This is a genomic window from Litorivivens sp., from assembly GCF_041625495.1.
Taxonomy (GTDB): Bacteria; Pseudomonadota; Gammaproteobacteria; order Pseudomonadales; family Spongiibacteraceae; genus Litorivivens.
This window is the reverse complement of the sequence record NZ_JBFJTH010000024.1, coordinates 21,946-31,826: the sequence shown is the minus strand read 5'-3', so window position 1 is coordinate 31,826 and position 9,881 is coordinate 21,946. Positions and strand designations below refer to the sequence as shown.

Genomic DNA, 9,881 nt, shown 5'->3' with positions numbered 1-9,881 from the left:
CTACTGCGCGCAAGGACAGCATGCCGTGCGGGTTTTGATGTGGTGTTGTGGCCAGCGCGGATGCGCCAGCCAGAAGAAATGCAGCCCCTGCCGTTATCTTCCGTAACATATTTTAACCTCCCTATCGGATGGCGAAAATATGCCACGAAAACAACGACTGGCGCCAGCAGTAATCGACTACTTAAAGTTGCGAACGCCCTTTATTTGCAGCAATACGCATACGCAGTGCATTCAGCTTGATAAAGCCTTCCGCGTCTTTCTGATCGTAGGCGCCCGCATCGTCTTCAAAAGTGGCGATGGCTTCATCGAACAGCGAGTTGTCAGATTTGCGCCCCACGACAATCACATTGCCTTTGTAAAGCTTGAGGCGAACCACGCCATTCACAAATGCCTGCGACTCGTCGATGGCAGCCTGCAGCATCTTGCGCTCGGGGCTCCACCAGTAACCGTTGTAGATCAGCTTGGCGTAGCGCGGCATCAGCTCGTCTTTCAGGTGAGCCACTTCGCGGTCAAGCGTGATGGATTCTATCGCGCGGTGGGCGCGCAGCATGATCGTGCCGCCGGGGGTTTCGTAGCAACCGCGCGACTTCATGCCCACGTAGCGGTTCTCCACCAGATCCAGACGACCAATACCGTTGGCGCCAGCGATCTTGTTCAGGGTTTCCAGCATCGTCGCTGGGCTCAACTCTTTGCCATCCAGCGTTACCGGGTCACCGTTCTTGTAGCCCAGTTCAATGTAGGTGGGTTTGTCTGGCGCTGCTTCCGGACTAACACTCCAGCGCCACATATCTTCTTCGGCTTCCCAATACGGGTCTTCCAGATTGCCGCCCTCATAAGAAATGTGCAGCAGGTTGGCATCCATGGAGTAAGGGGATTTTTTCTTCTTGCTGGAGAAATCCACAGGAATACTGTGCTGCTCGCAGTATGCCATCAGCTTTTCGCGGGAATTCAGGTCCCACTCACGCCAGGGCGCAATCACCTTGATGCCCGGCTTCAGGGCGTAAGCACCCAGCTCGAAACGCACCTGGTCATTACCCTTGCCCGTGGCTCCATGAGAAATTGCATCAGCACCAGTTTCGTTGGCAATCTCAATCAGCCGTTTGGCAATTAGCGGGCGCGCAATGGAGGTGCCCAGCAGGTATTCACCCTCATAAATCGTGTTGGCACGAAACATGGGATAGACGAAATCGCGCACATACTCTTCACGCAGGTCGTCAATGTAAATCTCTTTGATACCCAACGCCTTGGCTTTGGCGCGCGCGGGCTCTACTTCTTCGCCCTGACCAATATCGGCTGTAAAAGTCACCACTTCGCAGTTATAGGTTTCCTGCAACCACTTGGCGATTACCGAGGTATCGAGACCGCCTGAGTAGGCGAGAACGACTTTGTTGATAGCAGACATTCAATTCTCCAGAAACTGCAGTTTAGCGTCATCAAAAGGGGGCGAATTCTACCGTATTCGGGGCGTCGACAACAGTGCCTAGCCCCAACCTGGGGCCCTGCCGCGACCCGCCCGATGCCCGCTGACGCTGCTCCGACGAGTCTAAAAGCCCCCGCCTATCCAGCGCCACCAGCTTTAACACCGCCGCCGAATCCGGTAGCATGCGCGCACAGACAGGAGTTCCACACCTCTCATGGCCGATTCTAGCCCGACCCGTTTACACCTTACCCGCCCTGACGACTGGCATGTTCACCTGCGCGATGGTGACGCTCTGCCCCTTACGACGCGTGATATGAGCCGCTATATGGGGCGCGCAATCGTTATGCCCAACCTGACGCCACCGATTTGCACGGTGGCGCAGGCTGAGGCCTACCGCGAGCGCATCCTTGCCGCCATGACCGGGCTGCCCCGCCAAATGGAGCCCCTGATGGTGCTCTATCTGACGGACAACACCTCGCCAGATGAAATCAGACGCGCTGCCGAAAGCACTAACGTTTACGCCGCAAAACTGTATCCGGCGGGAGCCACCACCAACTCAGATTCGGGCGTCACCGACATCAGCGCGCTGGCTCCAGTGCTGGCGGCAATGGAAAAGTACGACCTCCCGCTACTGGTGCATGGTGAAGTAACACACGATGACGTGGACATCTTCGATCGCGAGAAGCGTTTTATCGATGATACGCTCACCCCCCTGGTGAAGAACTTCCCCAGCCTCAAGCTAGTGCTGGAACACATCACCACCGGTGATGCAGCAGACTTTGTTGCCACCGCACACGATAAGGTGGGCGCCACTATCACGGCCCATCACCTGCTCTACAATCGCAATCACATGCTAGTAGGTGGTATTCGCCCCCACTACTATTGCCTGCCCATCCTCAAGCGCGGCAGCCACCAGCAGAAACTGATTGCCGCAGCCACCTCTGGCTCGCCCAAGTTTTTTCTGGGCACAGATTCAGCGCCGCACCCCAAAAACAAAAAAGAAACCGCCTGCGGTTGTGCGGGCTGTTACACCGCCCACGCCGCGATTGAACTCTACGCCGAGGCATTTGAGCATGCTGGCGCGCTCGACAAACTCGAAGCGTTCGCCAGTTTTTACGGGCCGGATTTTTATGGCCTGCCGCGCAATAGCGATCACATTACCCTCGTCAAGCAACCTTGGCAGGTGCCTGCTGAACTTCCCATGGGAGAACAGCCACTAACTCCTCTGCGCGCTGGCGAGACACTGACGTGGGCGGTTATCGATGGATGACACCAACTTTCCAATCGCCACTCGATTCCGCGGCTTCTTGCCCGTCGTTGTTGATGTTGAAACCGGCGGCTTTCAATCGTCGACCGATGCGATATTGGAAATTGCTGCCAGCTTTGTCGATTTTGACGACGCCGGCAAACTCGTAGTCACCGAGACTCTCGACTATCAGGTCGAACCTTTCGCCGGTGCCAACCTGGAACCCTCTGCACTGGAATTCACCGGTATCGATCCCGAACACCCGGATCGCGAGGCACGTAAAGAAGTCGTTGTATTTGGTGAATTGCTGAAAGCCGTGCGGCAGAAGGTCAAAAATAGCGGCTGCAACCGCGCAATTCTGGTAGGCCACAATGCGCACTTCGATCTGGGCTTTGTGATGGCCGGCGCCGAACGCAGCGCCATAAAGCGCAACCCCTTCCATCCTTTTTCGGTCATCGATACCGCCAGCTTAGCCGGCCTTGCCTATGGCCAGACCGTATTGGCTAAGGCTTGCGATGCCGCGGGAATTCATTTCAACAACCGTGAAGCACACAGCGCAGCTTACGATACCGAAAAAACTGCCGAACTATTTTGCACTATCGTCAATCGCTGGCACGAGATGGGAGGCTGGGTGTGGCCGGAGCCCGACACCGACGAATAGGCTTTACGCAATATTGCCGAAAATAACCTCGATTAACTAAATATTACCTGACATTCACCGCGCAACCATCAGCCCGATTGTCCTATCCTGCTACGTGATGAATACGGCAGTAACGAGGTTTTGTTGCATGGTCACGATAGATCTGTTTCGGCTGTCCCAAAAGGGCGAAACACTTGGACATGTTCGCATTCTCCGAGAACACGGCAAATCATTTCACGCGGTAGTATCGTATAAAGTAGCAACCGCGCCGCAACAAACAATTTCCCACCGCATAGACGCTAGCAACCGTAACAAAGCCATCGCCATGGTACTTACCTGGGCGCAGCAGAAATTTGGCAGCAACTGTTCGCTGATGCCGCTGAAAAACCGGCCACAGCACAACCACCAAGCGTACGCCTTCAATCTGCATGCAGCGCCAACGCAGAACACCAGAGCATAAAAAAGGCCGCACTTTGTGCGGCCTTTTGCGATGCTGCCTGCGAGAAACGCTTACAGCCCTTCGGCATTCTCCGACAGGTAAGCTGCAACACCATCCGGTGAAGCATTCATGCCCTTGTCACCTTTATTCCAGCCAGCAGGACAAACTTCACCGTGCTCTTCGTGGAATTGCAGAGCCTCAACCAGACGGATCAGCTCATCGATGTTACGACCCAATGGCAAGTCATTAACGATCTGAGAGCGCACCAGGCCCTCTTTGTCGATCAGGAATGCACCACGGAAAGCAACACCACCGTCAGCCTCTACGTCGTAGGCACGGCAGATGTCGTGGCGTACGTCGGCCGCCAGAGTGTAACCCACAGCACCAATACCGCCCTTGTCCACGGGCGTATTGCGCCAGGCATTGTGGGTAAACTGAGAATCGATGGACACGCCAATCACTTCCACACCCAGCTCTTTGAATTTGGCTACACGGTGATCCAGTGCAATCAGCTCAGAAGGGCAGACAAACGTGAAATCCAGCGGGTAAAAGAAAATCAGTGCGTACTTACCCTTGATCGTTTCGCTCAGCGTAAATTCGTCAACAATTTCGCCGTTGCCCAGAACAGCGGCACAAGTAAAGTCGGGAGCAGGTTTACCTACGAGTACACCCATGGTGATAAAACCTCCAAGATTGAAATTAGTGTTAGAAAGTAGATCAGCCAGCTGCTGCCGGCCCAGTGTGTGCAGGCATGATACACGCCATCAGCAATCAGGCACAGGTGAATATTGCGCGTCATCGATAGATAAATTCTATTGATTAAATTTACGACAGGTTACCGCTCGGACTTGCAACTGACAATCATTCTCATTAGTATTTACGCACCATCAGGACAACCCGAGTTTCACAGTTATGTACGTTTGTGTTTGCAATGGTGTGACCGATCGCGACATCCATCGCGCCCTGGAAAGTGGCAGCCGCAATTTCCGCCAGGTGAGCAAATCTCTGGGGGTGGCGAGCCAGTGCGGCTCCTGTGAGGAGTTGGCGCGTGAAATCATTGAAGACTACAAACTGCAGACCACCGGCAGCACGCCTTTCTATGCCGCCGTGTAAACACTAATGGCTCGCATTCTCACTATCATTCATAATTCCTTAATAATCAATAGCTTAGATTGACACACCAACCCTTTAGCGGTAGCCTCACTCCATCACTTTTTATGGATTAGAGGCCCCTATGAAAGGCGACAAAAAAGTCATCGCACTGCTAAACAAGGTACTGGGCAACGAACTGGTTGCCATTAACCAGTATTTTCTCCACTCCCGCATGTACAAAGACTGGGGCCTGAAAGAACTCGGGGAACACGAGTACCACGAATCCATCGACGAGATGAAACACGCCGACCGGCTGATTGAGCGCATCCTGTTTCTTGAGGGGCTGCCCAATCTACAAGACTTGGGCAAACTGCTCATCGGCGAGAATACCGAAGAGATGCTGAAATGCGATCTGAAGCTTGAGCTCAGAGCCATCCCCGATCTCAAGGAAGGTATTTCCTACTGTGAGGAAGTGGCCGATTACGTGAGTCGCGACCTGCTCAAAGAGATTCTTGAATCCGAAGAAGAGCACGTCGATTGGCTGGAGACCCAACTTGGCCTGATCGAGAAAGTCGGCCTGCAAAATTACCTGCAGTCACAAATGAGCTAGCTCTTACAGCCACCAGGACTGCCCATCGCGCGAGGGCTTACAGCCGTAGCCCTCGCCACCGTCTTCAGAGATTCTCCTGCAATTGGCTGATTAGTTTCCTTTTCATTGGCATCACCCAGTTTTCCTTCAACGCCGGCGACAATAGCCCCGCCGCCTCGAGTTCGTCGCACAAGGCCATCTGGTGCGCCAGATCAAACATGTCAAACTGACGGCAGATCTGACAATTGTCGTCCAGCGTGAGAAAGGAAATCCCAGGCGTTTCTCGGTGACTGCCATCTTCTCGCAAGCCCGGCCCCCGATTCACCCAATGGGTGACGATCTCATTGCCCTCCCCCACATAGAATCCTTTATAGGGAAAGCTCCAGTCTTCCCAACCGTGCTGCATGTCGCGACCGTAATGCGTCGCCTTAATCTGCTCGGTGCCACGCGCCTCAACCAACATAACGCCCGCATACTCACAGGTATAAATACAGTCGGGAGCATAGATTTCATCCACAAAAAAGGTCCATTCGTTGCGGCGGTCAGCTTCAGCGTGATAACGGATGTATTTATCGATAAAGTCTTTTTTTTCGTCGTAGGAAAGCATGACAGTGTCCGTGTATTTATTGATAGCTATTGAGAAGAGCCAATCACCGCAAATGCCACAAGCAAGCTACGGCTGTCGCGACAGATCGACGATAACCTCACTATTGACCGAATTCGCGATAAAGCAAGCCTCGTGCGATTGACTGTGAAGCTGTTCTATCACGTCGCGCGCGAACCGCGCCTCCCCCACAAAGGTTACTTTCGGGCGTAAAGTAACCTGCACCATACGCAGCTTACCGCTGACTGGCTTGGCCAGGACACCTACGGCCTCATCATCATAACCCTCGACATCGAGTCCAAGCTTGGCGGCAAAGGCCAGGAAAAACAGCATATGACAGCTCGACAGCGCGGCGACGAAGGCTTCCTCCGGATCGACATTTTCTGCCGCAGCGTACGGCAAGGGAACGATGTGTGGCGACGCGGACGCCGGCACCACCAGCCCGCCATCAAAATGCCAACTGTGACGCCGACTGTATTGATTGTCGAGAAAGCGCTCGCCGTCCCGACAGTGCCAGCGAACCGTAGCGCAGTGTTGAGGCATCCCTTACCTCCTCCAACACGGAAACGCGGCCTACAAAGACCAGATTGCGGCCACTTTAGGCACAAAGATAACCAACCCGATTAGCGCTGCGCTCACGGCGCTGATCAGTACAGCCCCAGCCGCAACATCCTTGGCTTTTCCAATCAGCTCATCCTGAGCGGGACTGAGTCGATCACACACATACTCCAACGCCGAATTCAGCGCCTCCAGACTGATAACCCAGCCAATGACCAACACGACCAGCAGCCACTCCAGGCGGCTGAGCCCAAGCGCAACACCGAGCACAAGCACCATCAAGCCACATACCGCATGCAGGCGCGCATTGTGCTGCTCTACAAGTAGCAGGCGCAGCCCGTTCAGCGCATGCTTGAAGCTGCGCCAGCGGGCGGAAAGTGTAAAGCGTGGTGAAGCGGGCAAAATCTTCCTTAACAACATTATTATTGGCTTGCCGGCACAGAACACACCTGTCCGGGCTTTGTCCGCAAGAGCATAGCGGTTACTCTATGACTTTCGCAATTCATACTGGAAACACCCATGAACCAACCTGGCTTCCAACGCATCTCCGTCAGCAAAGCCCAGGAGCTGCTGAACAACCAAACCTGTGCGCTACTGGATATTCGAGATTCACAATCCTTTGCCCAAAACCACGTGCCCGAGGCCTCGCACCTTGACGGCAATAATGTTGACCAATTCTTGCAGACAGCCGACAAAAGCCAACCCCTGATCATCTACTGCTATCACGGCAACAGCAGTCAAAGCGCCGCACAGTATTTTTCAGAGCAGGGCTTCAGTGAAGTCTATAGCGTGGATGGCGGCTTCGAGGTCTGGCGCAACCAGCTGTAAGCAAGCTACTCAGGTGAGAACCTCATCTACCAGCCCCCAGTCCAGCGCCGTCTGACAAGTGATTCGCTTTCCCGACAGCGCCATATAGTTAAAGCGATGGCGGCCAATTCGTCGCGCAATACTGACGCAACCGCCAGCCCCCGGCACCAGACCAAACTGCAGTTCCGGCAACTGAAAATAACTATTCTTTACAGCCGTCACGCGCGCCGCAAACGCTGGCAACTCCACGCCCGCACCGATACACGCGCCGTGTACCCGCACTTCAGCGCGGTCTCCCAGCCGCGCTAGCCAGCGGCCGGGCAACCGTAATGCGCGTATCCAATGCCCCGTGGCCGCGTCAGCCACCTGACCAAATTCACGCAGCTCGCCGCCCACGCTGAAACACTTACCCTCACCCGTGAGGATGACTTTCACTATCGAGTCGTCCAGCAAAGCCATACTGAAGACCTCCACCAGCGCATCGCGCATTTCCACTGTCATCGAATTACGCAGTTCTGGTCGATTCAGGCTAACCCGTAACATCGCTCCTTCGCGTTCAAGTCGCAGCGGCGGCCCATCTGCCAACGCGGGCATTGGTTCGGGCTTATGGGCAGCAAGCCAACGCTTGTATTCCGGGCCATCCTGCAAACAGCCATAGGTGACAGATTCCATATCCAGCCCGGCATCCACATCCAGCTGCTCGATCGCCCGAGCCAATCTGACCAGACTCATTGCCGCAATCGGCGCATGGCGCACATTGTCCTCAATAGCCCGTAGCGCGCGCTCGTCTTCCAGCACGCAATCCACAGCGCGGGCCAACACACGCGGCAGTGGCTGCGCCGTTAGCGCTATCACTGGCTGCGTCCAGCCTACCAGTAATTGCGCCAGACTGACTGACAGACGCTCAGAAACACCCGCCCCCCGACAATCCAGAACCAGGCAACCTGGCTCCGGCAATTCGCCGGCCAGAGCTTGCAGCCGCAGCCAATCTTCGGCATCGCGTGGTGTCAGCATAAAATCTCTCGGGTTGCGATTTCCAAATCCAGTACCCGCTATTCTAGGGTGCGGAACAGGCACAGGTACAGGCGGCACTATTAATCACCAATGTTGGATAGTAATATACTATCCTTGAGCACTTGACCAACCAACATCCGGAGCAAAATCGTGCCCCACAAGACTGCCGTTGTTACCGGCGCCAACTCTGGCCTCGGATTTGGAATCTCCTGCGCGCTGGCTGAGCGCGGCTATCAGGTGATAATGGCCTGCCGCAACCTGCAAAAGGCCGCGGACGCCAAGCAACAACTACTGACACGAGTACCCGGCGCCAACGCTCTGGTTATTCAACTTGATGTATCAGATCTGAAGTCGATCGCCGCGTTTGGCGAGCAATTCAAAGCACAGGTCGGCGCCCTTGACCTGCTGATCAACAACGCTGGCATCGTCGCCATGCCGTTTGAGAGAAACAGCCAGGGCCACGAAATGCAGTTTGCCACCAACTATCTCGGCGCGTTTGCCCTCACCGGCACGATGCTGCCCCTGTTTCGTGACAGCGGCTCACCGCGCGTCGTCAACATTGGCAGCCTGGCCCACCGCTTCGGCAAGCTGGTTCTGGATGACCTGAATTGGGAAAAAGAAGAGTACAACGAGTGGCAGGGCTACGCTCGCAGCAAAGTTGCGATGCTCACCTTTACCCTCGAACTGGACCGCCGCCTGAAGGCTGCCGGCAGCCCAGTGACCGCGTTGGCGGCCCACCCGGGGTTCGCTAACACCAACGCTGGCAACAGCCCGTCGGTAGCCCCCAAGGGGCCCATCCGCCGAAAAATGCAGGCCATACTTACCCCACTGATTCCCACTGCTGATGCCGCCGCCAGATCGGCACTGCTTGCCGCCTGCGGCGATTCGGTTCAGGGTGGCGACTACTACGGACCGCGCGGCCTGTTTGAGATTGGCGGCAAGCCCGGCAAAGCCAAGCTAAACCCTCAGTGCCGCGATGAAGTCGCCGCAAAGCAACTGTGGAATATTTCAGAATCATTGAGCGGCGTTGCGTACCTCTCCTGAAGCGCACCTCGGCGCACTATTGCGGCTGGGCGTGCTGTCGTAATTTCCGGCGCTGCTGATCCGTCAGGGCTCCCTGAATTCTGGCCTGCAGCAGCGCGGTTTCGGCAGTGAGCTCACCACTGAGTTCACCCAGCGCCTTTGCTTTCTCGCGAATCGCATCTTCATCAAACTCGGGCCCTATTTCACCCCCCAGCGCCATTTTCAGCGCCTGCATACGCCCGTATAGCTTGTCCGTTTTTTCACGCGAATCAGTGAGCATCCTTTCAATATCACGCTCCTGCTGACCATCCAGTTTGACTACCGCATCAAGCTGCTTAACCTGCTGATGCGGCTGTGCCTGCGGCATGCCCTGGGCAACCAGCGATAGACTGCACAGCGCGGCACTTACGAATAGCACTAACCTGACCATAACATTGCTCCTCTTGATT

14 protein-coding genes are annotated in these 9,881 nt (G+C 55.2%); 7 read left to right on the top strand and 7 right to left on the bottom strand.

Features of this window, described 5'->3' with window-relative positions; translation table 11 throughout:
- Positions 1-181 precede the first annotated feature (181 nt).
- Complete coding sequence (locus ABYP39_RS04700; RefSeq protein WP_372781357.1) at positions 182-1,402, bottom strand: argininosuccinate synthase; 1,221 nt, start codon at positions 1,400-1,402, stop codon at positions 182-184.
- A gap of 232 nt (positions 1,403-1,634) precedes the next feature.
- On the opposite strand from ABYP39_RS04700, the gene pyrC reads away from it, so the two are divergent.
- From pyrC to ABYP39_RS04685, 3 genes are all read left to right on the top strand, one after another.
- Positions 1,635-2,690, top strand: a complete 1,056-nt coding sequence (gene pyrC, locus ABYP39_RS04695; protein ID WP_372781355.1) for a dihydroorotase — start codon at positions 1,635-1,637, stop codon at positions 2,688-2,690.
- Positions 2,683-3,327, top strand: coding sequence for a ribonuclease T (gene rnt / locus ABYP39_RS04690; RefSeq protein ID WP_372781353.1), 645 nt, complete (start codon positions 2,683-2,685; stop codon positions 3,325-3,327). The genes pyrC and rnt overlap by 8 nt, the downstream gene beginning before the upstream one ends.
- 127 nt (positions 3,328-3,454) lie before the next feature.
- A complete protein-coding gene (locus tag ABYP39_RS04685; RefSeq protein ID WP_372749657.1) occupies positions 3,455-3,766 on the top strand; it encodes a hypothetical protein in 312 nt (103 codons plus the stop codon).
- 50 nt (positions 3,767-3,816) lie between these two features.
- Here the strand turns inward: ABYP39_RS04685 and ABYP39_RS04680 are convergent, their stop codons facing one another.
- Positions 3,817-4,419, bottom strand: coding sequence for a peroxiredoxin (locus tag ABYP39_RS04680; RefSeq protein WP_372749658.1), 603 nt, complete (start codon positions 4,417-4,419; stop codon positions 3,817-3,819).
- Positions 4,420-4,657: 238 nt separating this feature from the next.
- On the opposite strand from ABYP39_RS04680, the gene ABYP39_RS04675 reads away from it, so the two are divergent.
- Positions 4,658-4,858, top strand: a complete 201-nt coding sequence (locus ABYP39_RS04675; protein ID WP_372781351.1) for a bacterioferritin-associated ferredoxin — start codon at positions 4,658-4,660, stop codon at positions 4,856-4,858.
- Positions 4,859-4,979: 121 nt separating this feature from the next.
- Positions 4,980-5,447, top strand: a complete 468-nt coding sequence (bfr, locus tag ABYP39_RS04670; RefSeq protein ID WP_372763585.1) for a bacterioferritin — start codon at positions 4,980-4,982, stop codon at positions 5,445-5,447.
- Between the two features lie 64 nt (positions 5,448-5,511).
- On the opposite strand, the gene ABYP39_RS04665 is transcribed toward bfr, so the two are convergent.
- The 3 genes from ABYP39_RS04665 to ABYP39_RS04655 form a co-directional block, all read right to left on the bottom strand.
- A complete protein-coding gene (locus ABYP39_RS04665) occupies positions 5,512-6,033 on the bottom strand; it encodes a nuclear transport factor 2 family protein (RefSeq protein ID WP_372759250.1) in 522 nt (173 codons plus the stop codon).
- 66 nt (positions 6,034-6,099) lie between these two features.
- Complete coding sequence (locus ABYP39_RS04660; protein WP_372781349.1) at positions 6,100-6,573, bottom strand: OsmC family protein; 474 nt, start codon at positions 6,571-6,573, stop codon at positions 6,100-6,102.
- A gap of 30 nt (positions 6,574-6,603) precedes the next feature.
- Positions 6,604-6,990: a diacylglycerol kinase family protein gene (locus ABYP39_RS04655; protein ID WP_372748428.1), complete on the bottom strand. Its 387-nt coding sequence runs from the start codon at positions 6,988-6,990 to the stop codon at positions 6,604-6,606.
- 117 nt (positions 6,991-7,107) lie between these two features.
- Between ABYP39_RS04655 and glpE the strand changes: the two genes are divergently transcribed.
- Positions 7,108-7,416, top strand: a complete 309-nt coding sequence (gene glpE / locus ABYP39_RS04650) for a thiosulfate sulfurtransferase GlpE (protein ID WP_372748429.1) — start codon at positions 7,108-7,110, stop codon at positions 7,414-7,416.
- Positions 7,417-7,425: 9 nt separating this feature from the next.
- On the opposite strand, the gene ABYP39_RS04645 is transcribed toward glpE, so the two are convergent.
- Positions 7,426-8,409 (bottom strand): enoyl-CoA hydratase/isomerase family protein, encoded by a 984-nt coding sequence (locus ABYP39_RS04645; protein WP_372781347.1) that lies wholly within the window; start codon positions 8,407-8,409, stop codon positions 7,426-7,428.
- A gap of 150 nt (positions 8,410-8,559) precedes the next feature.
- Between ABYP39_RS04645 and ABYP39_RS04640 the strand changes: the two genes are divergently transcribed.
- A complete protein-coding gene (locus ABYP39_RS04640; protein WP_372781345.1) occupies positions 8,560-9,453 on the top strand; it encodes an oxidoreductase in 894 nt (297 codons plus the stop codon).
- 16 nt (positions 9,454-9,469) lie between these two features.
- Here the strand turns inward: ABYP39_RS04640 and ABYP39_RS04635 are convergent, their stop codons facing one another.
- The gene (locus ABYP39_RS04635) at positions 9,470-9,862 is read right to left on the bottom strand and encodes a hypothetical protein (RefSeq protein ID WP_372781343.1); all 393 of its coding nucleotides are present in this window, start codon (positions 9,860-9,862) and stop codon (positions 9,470-9,472) included.
- Between the last annotated feature and the right edge of the window lie 19 nt (positions 9,863-9,881).

Coding starts and splice junctions, on each gene's coding strand:
- ABYP39_RS04700 (WP_372781357.1), bottom strand. CDS start 1,402: ATGTCTGCTATCAACAAAGTCGTTCTCGCCTACTCAGGCGGTCTCGAT.
- pyrC (WP_372781355.1), top strand. CDS start 1,635: ATGGCCGATTCTAGCCCGACCCGTTTACACCTTACCCGCCCTGACGAC.
- rnt (WP_372781353.1), top strand. CDS start 2,683: ATGGATGACACCAACTTTCCAATCGCCACTCGATTCCGCGGCTTCTTG.
- ABYP39_RS04685 (WP_372749657.1), top strand. CDS start 3,455: ATGGTCACGATAGATCTGTTTCGGCTGTCCCAAAAGGGCGAAACACTT.
- ABYP39_RS04680 (WP_372749658.1), bottom strand. CDS start 4,419: ATGGGTGTACTCGTAGGTAAACCTGCTCCCGACTTTACTTGTGCCGCT.
- ABYP39_RS04675 (WP_372781351.1), top strand. CDS start 4,658: ATGTACGTTTGTGTTTGCAATGGTGTGACCGATCGCGACATCCATCGC.
- bfr (WP_372763585.1), top strand. CDS start 4,980: ATGAAAGGCGACAAAAAAGTCATCGCACTGCTAAACAAGGTACTGGGC.
- ABYP39_RS04665 (WP_372759250.1), bottom strand. CDS start 6,033: ATGCTTTCCTACGACGAAAAAAAAGACTTTATCGATAAATACATCCGT.
- ABYP39_RS04660 (WP_372781349.1), bottom strand. CDS start 6,573: ATGCCTCAACACTGCGCTACGGTTCGCTGGCACTGTCGGGACGGCGAG.
- glpE (WP_372748429.1), top strand. CDS start 7,108: ATGAACCAACCTGGCTTCCAACGCATCTCCGTCAGCAAAGCCCAGGAG.
- ABYP39_RS04645 (WP_372781347.1), bottom strand. CDS start 8,409: ATGCTGACACCACGCGATGCCGAAGATTGGCTGCGGCTGCAAGCTCTG.
- ABYP39_RS04635 (WP_372781343.1), bottom strand. CDS start 9,862: ATGGTCAGGTTAGTGCTATTCGTAAGTGCCGCGCTGTGCAGTCTATCG.